The 21755-nt window shown below is 63.1% G+C and carries 18 protein-coding genes; 10 read left to right on the top strand and 8 right to left on the bottom strand.

The window, feature by feature from the left end:
* Positions 1 to 50 precede the first annotated feature (50 nt).
* The 9 genes from mrdA to UC34_RS01020 all read left to right on the top strand — a co-directional run bounded on the left by mrdA (position 51) and on the right by UC34_RS01020 (position 10461).
* Positions 51 to 2327, top strand: coding sequence for a penicillin-binding protein 2 (gene mrdA, locus UC34_RS01060; RefSeq protein ID WP_044453323.1), 2277 nt, complete (start codon positions 51 to 53; stop codon positions 2325 to 2327).
* Positions 2327 to 3475: a rod shape-determining protein RodA gene (gene rodA / locus UC34_RS01055; protein ID WP_044457589.1), complete on the top strand. Its 1149-nt coding sequence runs from the start codon at positions 2327 to 2329 to the stop codon at positions 3473 to 3475. Before mrdA ends, rodA begins: the two co-directional genes overlap by 1 nt.
* 433 nt (positions 3476 to 3908) lie before the next feature.
* Positions 3909 to 4634 carry a hypothetical protein gene (locus UC34_RS01050; protein ID WP_157122962.1) on the top strand — a complete coding sequence of 242 codons (726 nt, stop codon included), beginning with the start codon at positions 3909 to 3911 and terminating at the stop codon, positions 4632 to 4634.
* 28 nt (positions 4635 to 4662) lie between these two features.
* Complete coding sequence (locus tag UC34_RS01045) at positions 4663 to 5496, top strand: hypothetical protein (protein WP_044453321.1); 834 nt, start codon at positions 4663 to 4665, stop codon at positions 5494 to 5496.
* Positions 5497 to 5822: 326 nt separating this feature from the next.
* On the top strand, positions 5823 to 6692 hold the full coding sequence (locus UC34_RS01040; protein WP_044453320.1) for a hypothetical protein: 870 nt from the start codon (positions 5823 to 5825) through the stop codon (positions 6690 to 6692).
* A 206-nt stretch (positions 6693 to 6898) separates the two neighbouring features.
* Positions 6899 to 8185 (top strand): protein-tyrosine phosphatase family protein, encoded by a 1287-nt coding sequence (locus tag UC34_RS01035; protein ID WP_044453319.1) that lies wholly within the window; start codon positions 6899 to 6901, stop codon positions 8183 to 8185.
* Positions 8186 to 8265: 80 nt separating this feature from the next.
* Positions 8266 to 9246 (top strand): hypothetical protein, encoded by a 981-nt coding sequence (locus UC34_RS01030; protein WP_157122960.1) that lies wholly within the window; start codon positions 8266 to 8268, stop codon positions 9244 to 9246.
* Positions 9209 to 9592 (top strand): CesT family type III secretion system chaperone, encoded by a 384-nt coding sequence (locus UC34_RS01025; protein ID WP_044453317.1) that lies wholly within the window; start codon positions 9209 to 9211, stop codon positions 9590 to 9592. Before UC34_RS01030 ends, UC34_RS01025 begins: the two co-directional genes overlap by 38 nt.
* A gap of 29 nt (positions 9593 to 9621) precedes the next feature.
* The gene (locus tag UC34_RS01020; protein WP_044453316.1) at positions 9622 to 10461 is read left to right on the top strand and encodes a hypothetical protein; all 840 of its coding nucleotides are present in this window, start codon (positions 9622 to 9624) and stop codon (positions 10459 to 10461) included.
* Positions 10462 to 10522: 61 nt separating this feature from the next.
* Here the strand turns inward: UC34_RS01020 and UC34_RS01015 are convergent, their stop codons facing one another.
* From UC34_RS01015 to UC34_RS01005, 3 genes are all read right to left on the bottom strand, one after another.
* Entirely contained in the window at positions 10523 to 12886 is a 2364-nt protein-coding gene (locus tag UC34_RS01015; protein WP_044453315.1) for a hypothetical protein, read from the bottom strand.
* A gap of 88 nt (positions 12887 to 12974) precedes the next feature.
* Complete coding sequence (locus UC34_RS01010; protein WP_044453314.1) at positions 12975 to 13304, bottom strand: hypothetical protein; 330 nt, start codon at positions 13302 to 13304, stop codon at positions 12975 to 12977.
* Positions 13301 to 13627, bottom strand: coding sequence for a hypothetical protein (locus UC34_RS01005; protein ID WP_044453313.1), 327 nt, complete (start codon positions 13625 to 13627; stop codon positions 13301 to 13303). The genes UC34_RS01010 and UC34_RS01005 overlap by 4 nt, the downstream gene beginning before the upstream one ends.
* 473 nt (positions 13628 to 14100) lie before the next feature.
* Between UC34_RS01005 and UC34_RS01000 the strand changes: the two genes are divergently transcribed.
* The gene (locus UC34_RS01000) at positions 14101 to 15759 is read left to right on the top strand and encodes a winged helix-turn-helix domain-containing protein (protein ID WP_044453312.1); all 1659 of its coding nucleotides are present in this window, start codon (positions 14101 to 14103) and stop codon (positions 15757 to 15759) included.
* 58 nt (positions 15760 to 15817) lie between these two features.
* On the opposite strand, the gene UC34_RS00995 is transcribed toward UC34_RS01000, so the two are convergent.
* The 5 genes from UC34_RS00995 to sicA all read right to left on the bottom strand — a co-directional run bounded on the left by UC34_RS00995 (position 15818) and on the right by sicA (position 21713).
* Complete coding sequence (locus UC34_RS00995; RefSeq protein ID WP_167370627.1) at positions 15818 to 16285, bottom strand: hypothetical protein; 468 nt, start codon at positions 16283 to 16285, stop codon at positions 15818 to 15820.
* A 65-nt stretch (positions 16286 to 16350) separates the two neighbouring features.
* Positions 16351 to 17529 (bottom strand): IpaD/SipD/SspD family type III secretion system needle tip protein, encoded by a 1179-nt coding sequence (locus tag UC34_RS00990; protein ID WP_044453310.1) that lies wholly within the window; start codon positions 17527 to 17529, stop codon positions 16351 to 16353.
* 28 nt (positions 17530 to 17557) lie between these two features.
* On the bottom strand, positions 17558 to 18631 hold the full coding sequence (locus UC34_RS00985) for a hypothetical protein (RefSeq protein ID WP_044453309.1): 1074 nt from the start codon (positions 18629 to 18631) through the stop codon (positions 17558 to 17560).
* 11 nt (positions 18632 to 18642) lie between these two features.
* Positions 18643 to 20382 (bottom strand): type III secretion system translocon subunit SseC family protein, encoded by a 1740-nt coding sequence (gene sctE, locus UC34_RS00980; RefSeq protein ID WP_052810855.1) that lies wholly within the window; start codon positions 20380 to 20382, stop codon positions 18643 to 18645.
* Positions 20379 to 21713, bottom strand: a complete 1335-nt coding sequence (gene sicA, locus UC34_RS26035) for a type III secretion system translocator chaperone SicA (RefSeq protein ID WP_269466319.1) — start codon at positions 21711 to 21713, stop codon at positions 20379 to 20381. Before sicA ends, sctE begins: the two co-directional genes overlap by 4 nt.
* Positions 21714 to 21755 lie beyond the last annotated feature (42 nt).

The following is a 21755-nucleotide window of genomic DNA, read 5'->3' as shown; positions in this document are numbered from 1 at the left end:
GGCGCCGCCCGTCACATCGCACTCACGAGTCCCGCCGAGCCCCGCCAAGCATGACCGAGTTCAAGAATCCCCAGCAACAACTGCAGACCTTCCACGTGCGGGTCACGGCGGCCGCGCTTTTCGTGCTGATCTGCTTTAGCTTGCTCGCAGTACGCTTCGTCTACCTCCAGGTCTTCCGCCACAACCAGTACGCGCTGCAAGCCGACGAAAACCGCGTCTCGCTCGCACCCATCGTGCCCAATCGCGGCGTGATCATGGATCGCAACGGTGTGGTGCTGGCGCGCAACTATTCCGCTTACACGCTGGAAATCACGCCGTCGAAGATTGGCCGCCCGCTCGAAGACCTGGTGACGGATCTGTCGGATGTGATCGAAATCACCCCGCGCGACCGCGCCCGCTTCAAAAAGCTCATGGACGACAGCAAGAGCTTCGAGAGCCTGCCGATCCGCACGCGACTGACCGACGAGGAAGTGGCGCGCTTCACCGCACAGCGTTTCCGCTTTCCCGGCGTGGACGTGCACGCGCGCCTGTTCCGGCAATATCCGCTCGGTGAGACGGCCGCTCACGTGATCGGCTACATCGGCCGAATCTCGCAGCGCGACCGTCAGCGTATCGACGCGATGAGCGAAGAGAACGACAGCGACAGCGCGAAGTACGACATTCGCCGCGACGCGAACAATTACAAGGGCACCGACTACATTGGCAAGATCGGTGTCGAGCAAAGCTACGAGACGCAGTTGCACGGCATCACCGGTTTCGAGGAAATCGAAGTGACGGCGGGCGGGCGGCCGGTGCGCACGATCTCGCGCACGCCGGCCACGCCGGGCGACAACCTCGTGCTGTCCATCGACATCAAGCTTCAGCAGGTCGCCGAGCAGGCCTTCGCGGGACGCCGTGGCGCGGTTGTCGCCATCGAACCGAAGTCGGGCGACGTGCTCGCCTTCGTCTCCGCGCCGAGCTTCGATCCGAACCTGTTCGTCGAGGGCATCGACCAGCAAAACTGGGACGCCCTGAACAACTCGCCCGACCGGCCGCTGCTCAATCGTCCGTTGCGCGGCACCTATCCGATCGGCTCGACGTATAAACCTTTCATGGCCCTCGCCGCCCTCGAACTCGGCAAACGCACACCGAACTGGGGTTTTCAGGACACGGGCTCGTTCACGCTGGGCAACCACACGTTCCGCAACGACGTGCGTAACGGTCAGGGCTGGATCGACATGTATCGCTCGATCGTGGTCTCGAACGACACGTATTACTACATGCTCGCGCATGACCTCGGCGTGAACGCCATCCACGACTTCATGGCCCCGCTCGGCTTCGGGCAGTTGACGGGGATCGACATCGAAGGCGAAGCGCGCGGGATCCTGCCGTCCACCGAGTGGAAGCGCAAGGCCTACAAGAAGCCCGCGCAACAGAAGTGGTACGACGGCGAGACGATCAGTCTGGGCATCGGTCAGGGTTATAACTCCTTCACGATCCTGCAACTCGCGCACGCCACTGCCACGCTCGCCAACAACGGCGTGGTGATGAAGCCTCACCTCGTGAAGGCCGTCGAAGATCCGGTCTCGCATTCGCGCCAGCTCACCGTGCCGCATGAAAGCGCGCGCCTGCCCTACAAACAGGCCGACGTCGACTTCGTCAAGCGTGCAATGGTTGGTGTGATCAAGGAAGGCACGGGACGTCAGGCCTTTGCCGGCGCCCCATACGACGCAGGGGGCAAGACTGGCACGGCGCAGGTGTACTCCCTCGGCAAGAACGAGAAGTACAACCACAACGCGATTCCGGAGTTCAAGCGCGACCACGCGCTGTTTATCGCCTTCGCACCGGCGGACGATCCCAAGATCGCGATCGCGCTGATCGTCGAGAACGCCGGTTGGGGGGGCGCACAGGCCGGTCCGGTGGCGCGCAGTCTGCTGGACTACTACCTCATCACCGAGCCGAAGGAACGTGCCGCCGAGGCGGCTGCGTTGCAGGCAGCGGCGTCGGGCGCCGTTGCGGCCTCGTCGGTTTCCGCGGCGCCGGATGCGCCGCCTGCCAGCGCCGCCGAACTCGACCGCGCCGTCATGACGGGTTCGACGACGGTATCGCGCGTGGCCCCGGGCGGCTCGGCAGCAAGCGCGGCCGCGGCACCCGCCTCGCGTGCGCCGACCGCCAAGGCATCGGCCCCAGCCGCCGCAGCCGACGCGCCGAAGCCCGCACCGCAAACGCCGCCTGGCAAACCGGCCATCAGCCCGACCGTCGCCGACGAAGCGCGTCATCGCGCCGCCATCCGTGCCCAGGGGCAAGGAACGCGCAACGCCAAGGGCGCGCAAGGAGAAACGCCATGATGGCGCTCGACAAACGTACGTGGAAAGAACAGGTGAAGCGCCTGTTCGCCGCCTTCGACAAGCCGCTTGCGCTGATCGTCTTCCTCCTGCTGTGCGTTGGACTGGTCACGCTCTATAGCGCCAGCATCGACGTGCCGGGGCGCGTGGAAGACCAGATCCGCAACATCGTGCTCACGTTCATGCTGATGTGGGTGCTGGCGATGCTGCCCACGCAAACGCTGATGAAGTTTGCAGTACCGCTCTACACGGCGGGCGTGGCGTTGCTCATTGCGGTGGCGATGTTCGGTCTGACGAAGAAGGGCGCGAAGCGCTGGCTCAACGTCGGTATGGTGATCCAGCCGTCCGAAATCATGAAGATCGCCATGCCGCTGATGCTGGCGTGGTACTTCCAGAAGCGCGAGGGCAATATCCGCTGGTTCGACTATCTGGCCGCTCTCGCGTTGCTCGGCGTGCCCGTCGGGCTCATCGCGAAGCAGCCCGACCTCGGCACCGGCCTGCTCGTGGCCGCCGCCGGCCTCTACGTGATCTATCTGGCCGGGTTGTCGTGGAAGCTGATTCTGCCGGTGCTGATTGCCGGCGTCGTCGGCATCGGCACCATCCTCGCGCTCGAAGACAAGATCTGTCAGCCGGACGTGGAATGGCACATCCTTCACGACTATCAAAAGCACCGTGTGTGCACATTGCTCGACCCGACCTCCGACCCGCTCGGCAAGGGCTTCCACACGATCCAGTCGGTGATCGCCATCGGCTCGGGGGGCGCCACGGGCAAGGGCTGGCTCAAAGGCACGCAGGCGCACCTCGAGTTCATCCCGGAAAAGCACACCGATTTCATCTTTGCGGTATTCGCCGAGGAATTCGGTCTGATCGGCGAGGGCGTGCTGATCCTGCTGTATCTGCTGCTCGTCGCCCGCGGACTGATGATTGCCGCGAGCGGAGCCACCTTGTTCGGGCGCCTGCTCGCCGGCGCGGTCACCATGATCTTCTTCACCTACGCCTTCGTGAACATGGGCATGGTGAGCGGCATTCTGCCGGTCGTCGGCGTACCACTGCCGTTCATGAGTTACGGCGGCACGGCACTGGTGACGCTCGGACTCGGCGTCGGCATTCTCATGAGCGTCGCGCGCGAGAAACGTCTCATGCAGAGCTAGCGGACAGTGACCGCTGCACGGGACCGCCAACAGAACGGCAGGGCCATCGCCCTGCCGTTTTTGCATTCGACTGAAGCTTTCGTCCATTCTGATGAGCGAAACTTGGGATTCAGCCTAGGCCCGATCCTATAAAAACGAGGTTCACATTCGACAACACACGTGCATTCGCCGAGTTTGCGGCTTGCCTCGACACATGTAGTCCGGCAGGCGTCATGCACATAACCGAAGGAGACGCTTCGCGATGAGCATGAGTACCTCGCTGCAATCCGTAGCCAACAATTCGCGCGCCAGACTCGAGAGCTTGAGTGCGCCGAGCGTCGACGCGTCGCTCAAAGGGGGACGCATCGGCATCAACAAGCGCAACGAACTCGTCGTCTTCAAAGGCGCACGCTTCGTTCTGCATTTCCGCGAATGTCGTCGTGCGGAGAAGTTCATGAAGGCGCAGGGCGTTTCGGGCGAGACGAAAGCGTCGCGCCTGTCATCGCTCAAGTTCGGCAATCTCAAGGTTGGCAAGCCATCCGTCGTCGAACTGGTGACGAAACTGAAAGCGGCGAATGCGGGCACGGACGCAGGCATCGGCGCCGCGACGATCGCGCGGGAAGCGAACGCGTCCATGTCCCTCGCGAAACGCGCGTCATCACCGCGCGCATTCTCGAGGCTTGTCATGGCAGCCTGCATTTCGCAATCCCGCGACGATGCCAAGGGTTTCTCCAGCCCCACATCGGCGATCGGCCATGGACACATCCCGACCGACCCCTCGGAAGCCAGGGCGCTCTACGCCCGCATTCAGGACAAGGCAGCGAAGCTGTGGGAAGAACGTTTCGCCGACACCTCCGCCCCAAGCGCGAACCCCTTCCAGTCGGCGACAGATGAGGCGCTACCGCCCCCGCTTTCACCAAAACGAAATCCGACCGAGTTGAAAAGAAGTGTCAGTCTCGAACGACTGGCGCATGGCGATCCGACGCCGGTCTACGGTTCGTGCGGATCGGAAGTCGGGTTTTCCGGGTGGCCCGAGCCGGATACGTCGATGCGCGAAAGGATAGTGAAAGTGACCAACCGGCCCGGGACTTCCCAGCGAGCGCGCACTTTCGGGCTCACCCGCACCGAACTGCTCCAGCAGTTGGCCGCCATACCGAAATCCGAAGGGCATCCGGTCTGATGCCGACAACGAAAGGAGGAGCTTTGCGATGAGCACAAGTATCTCGCTGAATTCGGTGGCGTTGAATTCCCGCGCCAAGCTCGACGCGCTAGATGCCGTGGGGCAGCCCAAAGAAGGCGCGGCCATCACGAACGGACGCATCGGCGTCAACAGCAAGGACCAGCTCGTCATCTTCAAGGGCAAGACGTTTCTCTTGCATCTCGGGCAATGTCGCCGCGCGGACAAGCTGATTCGCAAGAGTGACTTGACCACACGGCCCGCGACGTCCCTTTTTTCGAAGCTCAAGTTCAAGGATCTGAGACTCGGCAAGCCGTCGGTCACCGCGCTCGTGAAAAAAATGAAGGACGCCAATGCGCAGTCGGCCATGACCGGTGCTCCCGCGATATCGATCTCGAAGACATCCCCCTTCAAGAGCATCATCACGGAAGCGGTAGCGAAATGGAGGCTCAGATCGGATCCGCCGAGCGCGCGCGTGCGCATTACGACGCAGCCCCCCATGTCGCTCAGCGAAGTCCGCGTCGAGAAACCCGCAGCCAACGACGTGGATTCCGCCGCCGAGCCGAAGCCCCGAACGGCGCCGCCCAAGCCGCTACGAAGCTTCACTTCACCGCTTTCACCGAAGCTGCCCGCGGGTAGTCAGTCACCCGCGGCGATATCGTCGCATTCGTTCGAGTTCCTTCCGGGAACGCCGCCACAAAGCCCAACGAGTCCGACGCCCGCGTCGGCCTCCGGCACGCCATTGACGCACACCCCACCGGCGTCGGGCGAGCACACGCATTCTGCCTTCCTGGACGATCGGGCGCGAAACGGTTTCGTGAACGCCGTCCTGCTGAACAACGTGCTGAATAGTCGAGAGCGGTAGTCCCCTCCGGATGCGGTCCGCGTGTCCTGCACGCGGTCTCTTGCGTCGCACGGTCCTCTTCACCGTCCGACGTCGCCCCGCGCGCCCGCCGAATGTCCGCACAGGCCGTCGACCGATTGCGTTGGCGGCCCGGCGAGCCAAACGTGGAAGCCTGCGCGCGCCGCTCGCACGACCATTCATGCCTACGAACGGTCTGCGATGTTACGTTTGCCCCCACTCGCCAGCCTGCCCGGCGCCAGGCGAAGTGCATTCGCGGAATTCGGGAAATCCGTCGACAGAGGCATTCCTGTGCGCGACAGGCATTCAGGCGAAGGAGAAACGTTGCGATGAGCACGAACATCACGCTGCAAGAAGTAGCGCTGGCATCCGCCCCAACGCTTTACACACTTTACGGCTGGAAGAGTCAGTACCCCACGCAAGACAAGCGCATCGGCATCAACGAGCGGGGGGCGATCGTCATCTTCAAAGGCAACCGCTATCGGCTTCATCCGGACCAATGTCGGCGCGCCTGGGATCTGATGGTGCGGGAAAATCTGACTGCCGAGCCGAAAGCGGCGGTCACGACCTGGTCCAAAAACAAGGGACTGCGAATGGGCAGCGCCCCCGTCGTGCGGCTGCTCAATCAGCTCAAACCGCACATGCCGACCGACGACGGCAAAGTCTCGTGCTTCACGAGCATTCTCGATTCGGCGTCCGAACCCGTGCCGGCACCGGCGCAGCAGAAGTGCGGGCCCCGGAAGTCCGCGTTTCGGTCGGCCATCGCGAGTCTCACGCCGACACGGCAGCGCGATTCCTACCAACGGCTGTACACCTCCGACGACGACAACACCGAATCCAACGCCTGGTTCGAAGCGCGAACGAAGACACTGCAAGCCCTGACCGAACAATTGCGACGTGAGTATCTGGCATCGAGAAACGGCGACGACCATGACCTCCCCGACACTTGCAAAGCGGCAATGGACGCCTGTCGAAAACCATCGCTGTCGCCCAAGAAAGATCGGGACACGCTCATCAGGAACGTCGGCAAGCTTCAATTTTCATGGCTCAATGAGGTGAGGAAGAGTCTGACGCTGGGGCACGATGTCGTGCCTGACAAACGACCGCTTCTGCCCCCGCCTCCCAAACCGCCCCGCAAGTTCCCCCCTGTCCAGGCGCAGCGCCCATCCGACGCGTCGGCGCTCGTGCGCGGCAAATAAGTCCATCGGCGTGCGTCGCTGTCCCAGTGCCGCAATAGCCCAACGCATCCAAAGGCCTTCGGATATCGCCCGGCCGCGATGCGCCCGGGGAGCGCGGCCCGCCGGGTGCCGTGGCGTATACGATGAGCCAAACCTGCAAGCGGCTTCCTGCGGTGGACCCGACCATTGCCTCTCGAACGTTCCGGAATCGGGAGGCATTTCCACGCATGGCATCGATCCACACCCAGATCAACGCCGCCACCATGACGAACCAGGAAGCCGAACAGCTCCACCGTCTGATCTGCCGGCATGCGCTCGACCCTGCCCGCACCACGGTCGGTGTCACTCGTGACGGCTTTCTCGTTCTGCTCATTGGATGGAGCGCCTACCGGCACCCGCACCTGTGGCGTCGTGCACGTGATCTGGCGCTCGCCTCTCATCCGAACGTGCCCGCCAGAGCGCCGGAGTCGTCACGGCCCGGCGTGCGCTCCATGCGACTCGATCAACCCTTCGTGATTGTCTGGCTGTTGCGCAACGCCACCCCCTATGTCAAGAACCGGGTGCTTCAGGGGATCAAGCGTCAACTCGATTGGCGCGGCAACCCCGAAGTCTGCGCCATCGACCTCTTCGAGCGCAGCCGCCCGGAAGATGCGTTGCATGAGCTCAAACATCGCATGGGTTCCGCGCAGAACGTGGTCGGGCACTACAAGCTGATCACGGAGCGCAACGCTTCCTATCGCGATCACTATCATCGCGACCTGGCGACAAGTCGGGACCGCAAGCTCTGGGTTGCGCGCCAGACGGCGTTGCGCAGTCACGACGGCGCGTTGCTTCCCGCCAGCGTCGTTCACGTTGCCCGCCAACCGCTCGCAGTGGTTTGTCAGACACCCCAACACGGCGCCATCGAAGCGTTCCTCACACTGCTCATGCGACTGCGTCCCGCTGTCGTAGTGCACGTCACACCGCAGTGCGAGCCGCACGGTGCCGAGCGTCACGACGGCGCCATCCGCGTGAGCCGGCGTCACATCACCACCAGTACGGCAGCGGCCTTCGTCACGGACTTCAGCGTGTATGCCACAACGCTTCGATCCTCGCAGAGCGAAGTGACGTTTTCGGTACTGCATGCGCCCTACCGCCAGGCGCCCGACATTGCGTCGGACCGGCTCTACGTCACGCAAACGTTGCAGTTTATCGAGAACGCCCTGCGCCATATCTCGCTGCCGGAAGACGCCGGCGCAAAGCGCAACGCGGGCACGGGCGACGCTGCAGGGACGAACGGCACGTCCGCCCTCGGCTGCCCGGTCATCGTCTTCGACGACCCCGAAGGCATCGCGGGCGTGCTCGTCACCGCCCTCGCCATGTCGCGCGGCAATCACGAACATCTCAGCGTGGAGGAGATCGTGACGGATATCCGGCTCACCAGCGCGCCGCAACTCGTTGGCACCCATCATCAGCTCGACGTCATCTGCGCCTTCGCCGACGACCTGCGACGGCCCTTGTTGATGCACCGTTAGTCGAGAGGCGCCATGCGGTATCGCATCGCCTGCACCTCCGTTCCTCACCTCACGACGCAATCGCATACAGGAGATCTGCCATGTCGTCCCCGGTCAACGTGATTCCCGCCTCCGGACGCGCCACGACGATGGCTGCGCGGCGCTGCGCGCGAGACGCCCGCGCGGCGTCGGCACGCGACACCGAAACCATTGCGGCATCGGGCGATCGGTCGGGAGATAAGTCGCCTCGGGATTCGCAAATGCTCTCGCACGCGAAGCGCACGCTCGCCGTGCGGCGCGAACCGCCGCGCGCACCCGATATCGAGCGATATTTGCGACGCTGGCTGGTCGCCCCGCCATCGGTACTCATCACCCTGGCCTCGGACGACGAACTCCTCGCGCGCAACGCGTCGTATCCGCTGTTGTCGTCGACGCGCCGGCGCTTCGGCGATATTGGATTCGCCTCCTACCTACTCACCCAGAGCGAGTGCGGCTATCGCGGCACTCACCTGCGCACTTGCATCGTCTCGATGACTCAGGGAGCCAACGTCGTGACCTTTCCGGCGCTACAGGCATGGGCGGACGACGGCGAGACGATCGTTCGCGCCGACGCCCTCTCGCATCTTCATCAGGCCGCGGAACGCCTGAAAGCGACTACGCCCGCGCAGCACATGCGCCGCCAGGATTTCTATCACACAGAAATGCTGTCCCCGCCACCGCATCCGGCCGTCGTGCAATCGACACACCGCACGGCGCGACTGGGCATGTGGCTGGCGGCAACCGCCTTGCTGGAGCGCGGCAGCGCAACGCTCGATAGCGTGCTGCGCGACATTCGTATCGGATCGACGAAATTCGACCCGACCTTTCGTCAACATCAGGAGCTCGCACGCCTGGCTCGCGCGCGCAATCGCCGCAACATCGCGCGGCCGGCGCACGACACCGATCCCGCAACCGCGCCTGCCGCTGCGCCAACGCCGGCCTCCGATGCGCTGAACGCCCACGACAGCGGGATGGGCGCCTCTCCCTTATCAAGGACCTTCCACGATGCAAGACCTGCACACTTTTCACAACGTTGTCGGTGAACTACTGCACCACATCGGATTTTTCGCCTTTGAGCCGGCGCCGGATCAGGAAGTCGTGAGTCTGGACGTCGAGGACCGCATGTCGGTGCACTTCGGCGCCATCGATCACGCTTCGTGGTTCATGCTCGCCGAGTTCAACGAGACGCCCTCGACGGACTCGCTGATGGCCGCGCTGGCGGCCAATCATCTACGTGCCGATTTTTGTCAGCCGGTGTTCTCGCTCAACGACAACGGAACGCTCAACTGCTGGATGAAGATGCCGCTTGCCGGACAGGATCGCGCCACGCTCGCCGACGCGTTCGGTGAATTGCTCGACGTCGCCCAGGCATTGCCGTCGGCGAATTAGGACCGCGTTGCCGGCCACGGGAGATTTCAATGTCCAAGATCGTTTTCGCGAGTACGGTGGTGGCCCCTTCCACCCTTTCCATGAACCATCCAGAGCGCACCAACATTGCCCACGCCAGGCCCAACGAGCATGTTTCGTATGGCGGCCAGAGCATCACGCTCGTGCCGGTCGACGGCTTGCGGGCGCAACAGTTCGTTCGTACGAACGACAGTCAACCTCCGCCGAAGCCGAAGCCCTGGGCCACCATCGTCACGCGACTTCGGGCGACGCTCACCAGTGTGAAACTGTCGCGGCTGATCCGAAACCTGGGAACCTGCCCGAGCGCGTCGCTCGGACGCACCGCTTCCAGTGCTTCCACCGCTTCCACCGCTTCGCTCGACTCACTGTGTCCGTCCCCTGCGCAGTCGTCACCGCTGCCGCAGTCCCATCAACGTCGTCTGTCGTTCTTCAACTTCCAGCCCCACGAAGTTGTGGACCGACAGATCGATGCGGCGAAAGCACGGATTCTGGCGATCTACGAGAGGGACGCCGCCGAACCGGCGCATGCGCCAGCCCCGGCGGCCAGTCCGACACGCCATCTGTCCGTCCCGGCGCCGATACCGGCGCGGCGCGATGATCAGGCGCTGCAACCGACATCGGGCGCAGGCAATCTGGCGACGACGCATGCACCGCTGGCCCCGCAATTTCCAGCCGGTGCGTCGCGGGTCGCCGCCAACACGCCCATTCTCGTTGACCGACCTGCGCTGCTGAACCCACGAACCAGCTCGCCGAAAGCGGCCATCGTCAACACGGACATCGGCATTCCCCCGATTCTGATTCCCCCAAAACCTCCGAAGCCGAACCCCGACGGCGGTACCGGACCCAAGTAACCCACTCGCGTTGCCCGCGGAGGGCGCGGTGTACCCGCGCCTTCCTTTTTCATCGGACGGTTCAGGCAGCCATCGCTTCACGGGCCGTCGTGCCGGTGGAAGTCAGGGGCGCCGCCGGGACCGGTAGCGCGATGCGTTTCCCGTTCACGGTCGGTTGCCACTTGGCGGACACCTTGTCCTTGTAGCCGCCTTTGACATAAGCCATCAGAAACTCCGCCATCGCGTCATGGGCGACCGCCCGGTTCTGCGGTGTGGTCTCGTCTGCGAATTGCGCAGCGGCGTCCCTGAGTGCGTTCAATAGCGGCCGCGTGGCAGGCATCTCACGAACGACCCGCTCGAGATCGGCTTCGAGCGTGGTATTCGGCACGGCATCGGCGATCTTGAAGTACATCTCGTCGAGTTCTTCCTTGTGCAGCACCGTAAAGTCATTCCACCACGCTTCGCCGCCGAATCGTGGATTGGCATAGCGCATGCGCATCATCGGCAGCAGCAAATCCAGGCAATCGCTACCGATCGTCAACTTGTCCGCCGTGTTGCTGTTCCACATCAGTCCCGCGAGTACGGCAACCGGCGTGGGAAGCTTGCGGTCGAATCCTAGCGTGCTCGTGATACCCCTGACCGAGTGCATCAGCGCCACGCCGTCTTCCTTGAGCTTGAAGCGCATCGAGGTCATGATGCCGGCGCTGTAGTCGAAATCGACGTTCCTGAGCGCCGTCTGTATTTCCGCAACGCCCCATCCCCCACCGGCGGATACGCCTGCGGCTTCGAGCGCGCCGGTCACGGCGCCCGAGACCGCAACGATGCCGGCGACATTGATGTTCACGAAATGACCGCAGTAGTGCGGGTCTTCATCCTCCGTGACGTGCTCATAGGTCACACTGGCGTTGACCCCGTTGGGAAACACCAGCGGTACACCGGCGACGGCGGCCATCTCGGCCTGCCACCTGGTCTGACGACAGCTGAGCTCATGGGTCGCCAACGCCGCCGGACGGAGAATGCGCTCGCGCTCCTTGAACAGGTCCATCAGAATCGCCTCGACTTCCGGATTCAATCCGCCTTCGAGCTTGAGCAGCGCGAACTGCTCGAGCAGAAACTGCGCCCGCTCCTCCATGTCCCGTACGGCGGTGCCGGCTTTTTTCGACATGAACTCGGCCGTAATCTCGGTGCTCGATGTCTTGACGTGCGAACGCACGGCTTCGAGCAGCGTCAGCGGACTGCACACGCGTTGCTTCTTGGCGAGCAATTGTCGCGCCCATTCGGGGCGCGCGTCGGCGATGGCCAGAATATCGTGATGAGTGCGCTTGGCGGTCACCAACCGGCGTCCCGCCGCATTGACGTTTGCCGTGATGCCGATGTCGACCGACGCCGTGCCCTTCACTTCGCCTGCCAGCGTATCGTGCCGCTCGATCGGCAGTGCCCTTGGCCCGTGCTGCCGAATGTCGATACTCTTGCCGCAAAGCTCGATCAGGTTCGCTTCGAGACAATCGCGACTGAAGTCGGCGCGCGCCCGCCCGGACTCGTAGGACGACGAGATCATGAACAAATGCCGGATCTTGGCAATGAGCGCGATCGGCCCTTGTTTGACCCATGTGGTGAACTTGTGGCTCTCGCTGGTCACATAGTCCGACAAGGAGCCGTAAATGTCGGCACGCGATGACGATGCCGACAGCGACAGCTCCGTCTTGACGAAGTCGAGCACGTCCGCGCCGGCCGACAGGGTGACCTTCTTGCCCGTCGCATCCACCAGCCACTCGGTGGGCGTGATCGACAGGCTCGAATCCTGCGTCACGCTGGCGCCCACGCCCACGCCCGGCACCACGTCGACACCCGCGCCCCCTTTCACGCTGAAAGACGTCGCCGAGCCCGGCTTCATGTCGGCCAGACGCTTCGTCAGCGCTCGATCGAGCTTCTGCTTCACGCATTCGTCGGCGCTGGCCTTGAACTGCCACTCCAGGCATAGACCGGTGTCCACGGCGAGCTGGAAATGCTTGACGTTCTTGCCTTTCGGATTCTCGTGATGCTTCAGACCGCGCGCCAACTTGCCGAACAGGTTCTTCGCCTGCACCATGTCGTTGCGTTTCACCCCGGCATTGGCCGGCCGCTTGAGAAAACGCTCGACGTCCTTCCTGAGATCCTCGTACTGCCTGCCTTTGTCGGGCAACCCCATAGCGGTACGGCTCTGTTGAAAGACGTTCCATAGGGCGGCGACCGCCGAGCGAGCGTCCTGTTGCGTGAGCGGTGGAGGAATCGCGTCGCGCTTCGTTCTCGTGACGCTCAGCTCGTCGCTATCGTTACTCGCCTGGAACAGGCTATCGTCGTTTGCAATTCGAGAGTCGAATTCGTTTTGCGAAATATCGACTGGCATCGAGGTCGCCGTCGCGCGCGCATTCTGTACGCCCGGACTCGACTGAATCACTGCTGCCATAGGATTTTGTCCCCTTCAATTTTCGACACTGCCACTCCCCGGAAACGGGAGCCGGTCTCCCGCCGGCCTCCCTGCGATTCAATGCGATTCAATGGGCCAATGCCCGATGCAAGAACAGTTCGACGCAAGCGACGATGTCCGCGCGAGTCCCGCGAACGGCGCTGCCGTACATCAGCAACACGCGACGCGATTCGAACAGTGCGGGACTGCACATCCAGAATTCGCACACTGGCGTACGCTCGCCGAAATGCACCTCGGGCAGCGTCGCGCCGCCGCTCGCGACCATGAACGTCAGATGGCCGTGCGAGTATTCGAGCAGCCAGAACGGCTCGAATCCCGCCGACGAGCGCGCCTGTACAAACGTGCTCACCGTCTCCGGAAGCGATGCGCGAAGCATCGCCACGATGGCGTGACTCATGTCGCCATCACCGCGCGCTTGATGCGCTCCGAGACCACGAAGAACTCGCGCACCGCCGCCATGCATGTCTCGAAGCTCTCCCACGGCGCGACGTACCGGTGCAGGACCAGCGCGCTACGCCTCACGCCGAAGGCGAACCCCTGCCGGCATAACGAGAGGTTCATCGCCAGCGCACGGGCCGCGGCCGCGTCGTCGGCCCCCGCCATGCGCCGCTCGATGTGTGTGCCCGTCGTCTGACGAATCAGACACGTGTCGAGGTCGCGCGCCTCGAAAAAGAGGGTTTCGCGACGCAGCGTCACGTCGATGTCCCAGCGCTCGCGCATCTCGGTGCAAATTCGTGCTAGCGACGGCGCGTCCGCGAGCGCCGTCGCCACGTTGTCATGTCCGCGTGAAGCTGCGTGTCTCCGAAGCTCTGCCGACGAAATCGAACTGCCAAATACGAGGGCTCCGTCCATGATTTCTTATAGGGTGGGGACTTTCAGGAACATGTCTTGCTTGCGGCCATCATCCCGGTCTTATCCTGGGAGTGCATTTCATCTTTCGCCCAAGCGCGGGAGATCCATATGGGCCACCGACGCAAATTGACAGGGAATCGGCCCAATTATTTATGTTCATCCCCCCAGAAACGTTAGTTCCTCGCATAGTCTCCTCGCTTTGAGGAACATGATTTCGCCGGAGCCCCCCGCGGCGATGATTCAGCGCACGTATGTCTCACACGTCTTCGGTTTGCGACGGGGCAAACCGGCAGTCGTCGTCGCTCGCGTCGAGCAGGGCTTGCTGGCAGGAGACTCGGCACGTGAATCAGATCAGCTCGACGCAGAACGGAAAGATCTATCTGTTCGACGATTTCTCGTTGGACGCCAACGGCATTCTCAAGCAGGGAGACCGGCAGATCAGCCTGCCGCCCAAGGAAGTCGCGGTGCTGCGCACGCTCCTCGACGCGGCTGGCGAGAACGTCAGCAAGGACAAGTTGCTCTCGCTGGTGTGGCCGCATCAGGACGTCAGCGAAGAGTCGCTCACGCGCTGCATTTATGCGATCCGGCGTGTGCTCAGAGAGAAGAAGTCCGATCGCATCGTGGAGACGGTTTACGGCACCGGTTACCGGATTCGTCGCTCGGTCGCCATCGTGTCGGGCGCCACGCGCGCGGCCGCGTTATGCACGCTCGCCATCATGCCGTTCCGCCTACCGAGTTCAGCGCAAACGCTCATGCTGCACGACCGGCTGGTGACGCGTTTTTTCGAGTACACCGCCTACGGTCTGCGTGTCTTGCCCGCGTCGATCACACGCACGGTGCTCGAATGTCACGACATCGCCACGTTCGTCGAGCGCTTCGCGCCGGACTTCTATGTCACCGGTCATGCGATCGAGCGCGACCGGCTGCGCATCGAACTGGTCAGCTCGGATGGGCACCAGTTGCTGTTCAGCGAAGACTTCGTACTGACCGACTCCGACAACACGCTCCCCATCGAAATCCGCATCACGGACATCGTCACGAAGCACGTGCCCGGCCTTACGGCTTCGGTGCACCTCTCGCATTCCTTCGACTCCTTCGACTCCGCCACGACCTTCCTTCACGCGCGCTTCAAACTCCAGCAGCACACACCGTCGAGCCTGCGACAGTCGTTGCAGTTGTTCCATCAATGCGTGGGAGAAGGGGCATCGCGCACCGCGCCGTATTGCGGGCAGGCCGAGTGCTATCTGGCGCTCGCGCATCTCGGCCTGTTCGACCAGAAAGCGGCATTGCACGGCGCGCGTGCCGCCGTGGAGGCCGCGCTCGCGCTGGCGCCGCGAGATCCGCATGCCGTGAGCCTGCTCGCGATCCTGCACAGCATGAAGTTCGAGTCCAGCGTGGCGAACATCCTGTTCGACCGTGCGTTGTGGTCCGCCCCGTCGAATCCGTACGTTCGGTATCACCACGCCTGGCACTGCATTCTCAAGGGAGAATCGAAAGCGGCGGAGATGGCGCTCGATATCGCACTGGAACACGACCCGAGCTTCATCGCTGCGGCCATTCTGAAGACCTGGGCGATGTTCTTCGACCGGCGCACGGACGAAGCCATTGCCGTGGCGCGAGAAAATCTGCAACGGTTCGGGCAGCATCATCCCGTGCTCACCAGTGCGTTGGCGATCATGCTGTCGTACCAATGTCGTCATGCCGAAGCGGAGGCGCTCGTGCGCGCCGTGCGGGAAACTGGAGACGATGCCGGGCTGTTGCGCGTCAACCGGCATTACGTCGAACTGGCGCGCGGGGGAATGCCGGCCAAGCGCGCCGCCGAGCAACTGCTTGCCGAGATCGACTCGCGCCAGGTGCGCGCGGGCCTGCTGCCGTTGATTCTGCACACCCACGGTATCTGGGCGGCACGCGAAGCCTGGCGTCGCATGCGCACCGACTGGTATCCGTGGCAGCGGCTGTACCGTCACGATCCGCGTCTGGAAGTGCTGTTCTCCATCTGAGCGCGCAATGAAAAAAGCCCCGCCGGATTCGGCGGGGCTAACGCTTCGAAGCGTCGCGTCATTGCAGCACAGGAGGTGCGGATGAGGACGGTTGCGTGAACAAACCGAGCCCGGCGAGCATCGCCGCGACGAGCGGATTGCGCCGTACTTCATGCGCCGGCGCAAAGTCGCGCAGACAGAGTTGCGCGGCGAAGTCGCGTAGCGCCTCACGCTGGGGGTGATCGGCCAGTAGCGTGATGAGCAGGCCCAGCGTGTCGCCGAGCGGTCTGGCCTCGCCGCGCTCGAAGCGCTCCAGAATGGCGCGCTGACGCATGGCGTCACGCGGCAAAATCGCATCGCGCATCGCATTGCATTGACGCCGCAGCGAAATGTCCGGCAATGCGGACGGATCGAAAGCGTCGCGCACCACCATCAGCAGCGCGACGCCGAGCGCGCGCGCGTCGCCCGTGGAAAGCAGCGCCGACAAATACGCCTGAGACGGCAGATTGCGCAACGGGCCGGGGCGAAAGCGGGCACAGGGCAGCATTTCCCGTGTGAGGCTCGGCACCCGGCGCGATCGGGCCGCATGAAGAAGAATGCCTTCGGCGCGCATTACCGGAAGAACCCCTTGTTGGATTCGCTCATCGCGAGAATCGCACCGCTGAGCAACTTCACCAGATTCTCGTTCGTGGCGTTGGCCGTGGCAAAACGCTGGGACAATCCCTGCACCTGCGTCTTGACGACACTTTCCTGCCCCATGAAACCGGTACGCCAGATTTCGAGTTGCTGGGTCGTCATCCGGGCTTTGCCGTTCTCGCCTTTGGGCAGCGACGTGATCATTGAGTCGATCGTGCCCGTATCGACCACGACAACGTAGTTGTCACTGCCCTCCGGCTGGGCTTTCACGCTGCCTTCCGGCAGGCCCAGATCCTTCGCCCACTTCTCGGCGTCTTCCTTGCTTCCGCCCTTGATATCACCGTCGCCATCTTCCTGCTTGGGCCAAAGCACGGCGTTCTTGCTCGGCAGCGAGTATTTCTCCTTGAGGGCCTGGAGCGCCTCCTCCAATTTACCGACGTCCAGATCGACTTCCTTGCCGTCCTTCTTGTTCTCGATCCATCCCGACAACTTCGAGATGATGTCGGCAAGCTCCTTGCTGAAGTCCAGATACTTCTTGGCCGCGTCGGCGAAGATCTTGAGGAACTCCTCCTTCATGTGGCCGATCACTTCGACGAGTTTGTCCCAAATCTGTCCGTCGGTTGGGGGCACATAGTCGTCGTCGCCCTTTGTTTTGTCGTCGTCTGCGTCGTCCTCCTTATTTTCGGGCGCGTCATTGTTATTGACGCCGGTCTTCGGCGCATCGTCCGCCGACTTTGTGCCTAACCCATCCGGATCGTTGCCCTTGCCAGCGCCGGGACGCTCGGTGAAGCGATCGACCAGCTGCTCCTTTAGCGCGTCCGGCACGGGAATATCGCTGCCTGCCAACCCTTTCAGGCGCGATCCCAGGTCGAGCGCGGCGATGCGCGCATCGTCTAGCGTCTCGTCGAGCGCAGCGGCAAGCACCCGGCCCTGTTTCAGATCGCTCATCGAATCGTCGACGCTTCGCAGCGCCGCACCCAACCGGTCCGCACTCTTGACGACCCCGGCGAGCAGGGACGCCATCGGCGACAGGTCATCGCTGGATTGCTGGCCCGGCGCATTGTTCTCCTTGCGGCCTTCCACGCCCGGGTCCTTGACGCTCGCCTCCTGGAACATGAGCCAGGGGACGAAACGGTCGCTCACACTTTCGGTCATTCATCCGTCCTTTGAGAATTGCCCTGTTTCAGGCACGCACGTTGCCCGCGATGGCGGATCCGGTGCCGGTCTTCGCTTGCGACACGGCGTCGCACACCTTGAGCATTTCTCGCGAGAGCGTGAGATCGATGTTCGCCTGCTCCTGCGAGTTGGTCGTGCCGTCACGGCTAAGCTGTGCGCCACTGTCGGCCAGCTTCTGATTCTGCTGCTCGAGCGCTGCGGCATATTGCGCAGTCCCGTTCATCATGTTGGCCAGCGGTCCTGCGACCATCGAGAAGATGCCGCCGACGGCGGCGTCGCTTCGTGCATTCAGATTCAACGCGTCAGGACCCGGTCCGTCCGGGATATCCGGCGGGGTCGCATTGCCGGATGTCGGCGATGGCGGAACACCGGGGGTATCGGGAACATCGTCGGACGCGTTCACGCGCGGCGGCGGCGCGGTGTCGAGGATATCGTCGGCGTCCATGCCCGGCGCACGCGTGCCCGGCAGTTGCCCGTCCGGCGTATTGGCTGTCGACGGCGCATCGGGCGAGGGTGTGACGGGCGGCGATGCTGGCGGCGTATCCGGCTTCGGCGACTGCATCTTCAGCGCGCTGCGCTCCTTGGACACCGCCGAGAAGTTCTTGAAGGCGCCAAAGCCGCCGAGCAGGCCCTGCGTGAGACCGGAGGAAATGCCCCCCCACATTTGCGCCTTGCCGGCCTCCTTGATGGCGTCGCTTCCCGCGATCACCGACTTCAAATTCACGTCCGCCATCTTGTTGCGCAATTCGATGCCGTTCTGGAACGACTTCTGGAAGAACTCGAAGAACTTGCCGAGCAGCACCACGTCCGCAGAAATCAGGCTGCCGTACTGCGACCCTCCGTCCTGGTTACCGGGTTTGTCCTTGGCATCGAGGCCCCTGAGCCAGTCGAGCGCACCGTCTCGGTCGGCATCGAGCGGTGGACTCAGCAACGATGGGCGGTATCCGCCGTCATCGTCCTCTTCGTCATCGAGGTATGGCGTGAAAACGTTGTGCAGCAGCGCCGGCGGTGGTGCGTCCTTCGCGTCAAGCGAGTCCAGCGGCGGTACGACGGGCTTGTGACTGACTTCGAGAATGTTCATGAGAGGGCTCCTTAAACGACAGCGCGCACGTTGTTCATCACGAAGCGCTGCGATTCCTGTGCGACGCGGCCCGCATCGGACATCTGAGTCACGAGATTCATGACAACGTCCTGTGTCGCCGCGAACTTGTCCGCCGACTGCTTCACCGAATCCGTGATCTTTTCCAGTGTGTCTTGCGACACCATCATGTCGGCAGCCGCATCCGACGCGTTTTTCGCATAGATGCCGGTGACCGTGCTGCCCGTGGCCTGCACCGTGGCGTTCGTCAGTTCTCCGGCCGTTACGATCTGGCGAAGGACGTTGGCGAGCATCTGGGCATTGCCTTCCTTCACGCCCAGCTTGGCGGCGGCCGCCGTCAGGTTCTGCGTCAGATACTTGCTGCCGGCCTTGCCGGCTTCGCGCAGCAAATCGGGCACGAGTTTCTTGACGACATCGCCCACCATCTGGCCGAGCATCTTGCCCATGTTGGTGGCAGCGGCCGCGCCTCCCACGGCGACCGTGACGGCAACGGCGGCAACCACCACGACCGCCGCGGCCACGACACCCACGATGTTGCCGATCAACTCGGCCGTATCCTTGGCGACGCCGAGTTCTTCGAGCATCGATCCGACGAAGCTGCCGATCTTTTCCGCCAGTGGCTGCACGACATGCGTCATCACCGGTTTGATCGCTTCACCGACCAAAGAGAAGCCGGTCGCAGCCCCCATGATCGAGTCCGCCATCAACCCGACGCCAATCACGGTCAGCGTGGTACTCATGCCGCCGGTGAACACTGCGCCGACCACGCCAACGACCGCCAGCACGGCGCCGAGAATCTTGCCGAAGATGCCGAAGATCTTGTTCATCTTCTCGGCCTTCTTCACTTGCTCCTCGTACTCCTCGTTCTTCTTGATCATGTCGGCTTCGCGCGCCTTGCGAATCTTCTCGAAGAACTTCATGTCCTCCTGGATGGCATCGTTCGCGGAATCGCCGAGCAACTTTGCAAGTTGCGCCATCAGGTAGATGAGGTTGGTCGTATTGTCGAGATGGTCTTTGCCGGAATTCTGGTTGAGCTGCCCGAACGGATGCTCGCTCAGGAATTTGTCGAGCAAGTCGTCGGCCTTCTTTACCGCGTCTTTTGCCGCGTCGTTCGCTTTGAGCGCATCCTGCTTTGCCGCGTCGTACTTGCCCTTGGCCGTGTCGTATTCGGACTGCGCCTTGTCGTACGCCTGCTTGGCCGCATCGTGCTCCGGTGTGCCGGGCGTGGTCGCATCGAGTGCGGCTTTCGCGGCGGCAAGCTTGTCTCTGGCGCTATCGAGCGATTTTTGCGCCTTGTCCAGGTTATCGGCTGCGGCCTCGTAGGCGGCGAGCGCGTCGTTCGCGTCGGCAACGGCGTCGTCGAACGCCTTCTGGCTCTCCTCGGCCAACGCCTGCTGCGCGGCGGCTCTCGCCTCGAGTTCCTTGAGACGGCCCTGAAGATCGGCCAGCGATGACTCGCCGAACAATGCCGTGATGCGACTGAGCAGATAGGTCAGCGTCACCCGTGTGTCCGTCGGTGGCGGCTTCAGGTCCGGGACATCGTCTAGCTTGTCGGACGTCCCGTCGCCTTTCCATGCCATGTTCTCGACAATTTTCTTGATCACCGAACCGAAGTCGAACTTTTCGACAACCGGCGGCTTGCCGGTACCGTCCGGACCGTTCGGACCCACGTCCCCTTCGGGCCCCGGCGCGGGCGGCGTGAGACCGTATTGCGAAACCGTCGACGTGTTCATGCTGCCTCCTTGTCGTCAGGTGTCCCTCCACTGCCTGAAGGGTCGGGCGAATCGCCGGCGCCCGATGCCTTCCGGTCATCGTCGCCAGGGCCGATCGCGTCGAGATACGCACGGGCTTTGGTGCGCAGGTCCGCATCGCAACTGCTCTCGCACACGAGCGAGAAACACTCGCGCGCCAGCGGCAGATTGCGCATCATCATCTGGCACTGCCCTGCGTAAAAGACCGGTCGATAATCATTCTTGCCGACAGCGAACGCCATCGCATAAAGATCGACCGCTTTTTGATACTCCTCCTTGAGCTGGCACACCGCCGCGAGTCCCACGATGTACTCGGGGTTGTAGAAGTCATAGATGCACAGGAAGCGGAAGAACGCTTCGGCCTGCGCCAACTGACCGTTGGTGTAGAAGTCGTAGGCATGCGCGTAAAGGCCGTCCATGGTTTCGCTCGGAATGCCATGAATAACCTTGAGACTCGCGCCGGCGATTACGGCATTCCAGATTGCGTTGGTGACGCGACCTTCGTCCGTGTCTGATTGCGTTGCCGCTTGTGTCATCGAATTACCTCCTTCCGATACCCGAAAACGGGTCAATCTTCTGTTTGCCAGCCGGGTGACTGGAATGAATGCGAGCCGGGACACCGCAGCACGACGGCACCCGTTCGCCGGACGTCCCCAGAAGGCCCGGTGCTCGCCCCGGGTGTGGTTGCCGGGACGGTTGCCCCTGGACGAAACCGCGCGCGCCTGCGAAAAGTCGGGCAGCCACGCCAGATGCCGAATCCACGGCTCCACGCTGCTCTCGCGCAGGCGCCGATATCCCTGATCGGCCAGGGTCGCCGCGTCCCGCGCCTCGGCAAGGGCCGCGTGGCGCTTGCGGCTCGCCCGCGCGTATTGCGGGTCGTTCGGAGAGAGGATCTCGAGCACCACCTGAATCTCGGTGAGCACCGCGTCGGCCTGCATCGCTCGCGCCTGACTGCGCTCGAACGCCGCCCGCGCGCGAGCGTGGGAGGCGAGCGAAACGCGGGCAGCGTCGCTAAGTCGCATACGGGCGATACGACGGCCGACACCGCACGACATACCGGTCGACAAGCGTTGCAACAAGCGCGGCGTCGACGGATCGGGAAACAGCTCGCGCTCGGCGGGAAGCGCGACGCCCTCGAGCGACGCGCGCTTCACGAGCTCCGCATATACCTCCTGCGCCATGACGCGCAGACATGCCCGCGCCGGCACGGCGTCGTCGCTGCCGGTCTCGTTCGCAGGCATGCCGACGTGATTTCCGGTCTCGTTGCCAACGGTATGCAGCCGCCAGAGATGGCGCATGTCCTCACGTTCCATCGTTCCTCCCGGGGGACTCTTCAAAGTGGGGACTGCGCCGTG

The organism is Pandoraea vervacti (assembly GCF_000934605.2).
In the GTDB taxonomy this organism is placed as follows: domain Bacteria; phylum Pseudomonadota; class Gammaproteobacteria; order Burkholderiales; family Burkholderiaceae; genus Pandoraea; species Pandoraea vervacti.
Note: the sequence above shows the minus strand (reverse complement) of the source record. Positions and strands in the feature narration are given on the sequence as shown.

Coding starts and splice junctions, on each gene's coding strand:
- rodA (WP_044457589.1), top strand. CDS start 2,327: ATGGCGCTCGACAAACGTACGTGGAAAGAACAGGTGAAGCGCCTGTTC.
- UC34_RS01005 (WP_044453313.1), bottom strand. CDS start 13,627: ATGCGCGAGCGCTGGGACATCGACGTGACGCTGCGTCGCGAAACCCTC.
- UC34_RS01020 (WP_044453316.1), top strand. CDS start 9,622: ATGTCCAAGATCGTTTTCGCGAGTACGGTGGTGGCCCCTTCCACCCTT.
- UC34_RS01030 (WP_157122960.1), top strand. CDS start 8,266: ATGTCGTCCCCGGTCAACGTGATTCCCGCCTCCGGACGCGCCACGACG.
- sicA (WP_269466319.1), bottom strand. CDS start 21,713: ATGGAACGTGAGGACATGCGCCATCTCTGGCGGCTGCATACCGTTGGC.
- UC34_RS01040 (WP_044453320.1), top strand. CDS start 5,823: ATGAGCACGAACATCACGCTGCAAGAAGTAGCGCTGGCATCCGCCCCA.
- UC34_RS00985 (WP_044453309.1), bottom strand. CDS start 18,631: ATGAACATTCTCGAAGTCAGTCACAAGCCCGTCGTACCGCCGCTGGAC.
- mrdA (WP_044453323.1), top strand. CDS start 51: ATGACCGAGTTCAAGAATCCCCAGCAACAACTGCAGACCTTCCACGTG.
- UC34_RS00990 (WP_044453310.1), bottom strand. CDS start 17,529: ATGACCGAAAGTGTGAGCGACCGTTTCGTCCCCTGGCTCATGTTCCAG.
- UC34_RS01045 (WP_044453321.1), top strand. CDS start 4,663: ATGAGCACAAGTATCTCGCTGAATTCGGTGGCGTTGAATTCCCGCGCC.
- UC34_RS00995 (WP_167370627.1), bottom strand. CDS start 16,285: ATGCTGCCCTGTGCCCGCTTTCGCCCCGGCCCGTTGCGCAATCTGCCG.
- UC34_RS01035 (WP_044453319.1), top strand. CDS start 6,899: ATGGCATCGATCCACACCCAGATCAACGCCGCCACCATGACGAACCAG.
- UC34_RS01025 (WP_044453317.1), top strand. CDS start 9,209: ATGCAAGACCTGCACACTTTTCACAACGTTGTCGGTGAACTACTGCAC.
- sctE (WP_052810855.1), bottom strand. CDS start 20,382: ATGAACACGTCGACGGTTTCGCAATACGGTCTCACGCCGCCCGCGCCG.
- UC34_RS01010 (WP_044453314.1), bottom strand. CDS start 13,304: ATGAGTCACGCCATCGTGGCGATGCTTCGCGCATCGCTTCCGGAGACG.
- UC34_RS01050 (WP_157122962.1), top strand. CDS start 3,909: ATGAAGGCGCAGGGCGTTTCGGGCGAGACGAAAGCGTCGCGCCTGTCA.
- UC34_RS01015 (WP_044453315.1), bottom strand. CDS start 12,886: ATGGCAGCAGTGATTCAGTCGAGTCCGGGCGTACAGAATGCGCGCGCG.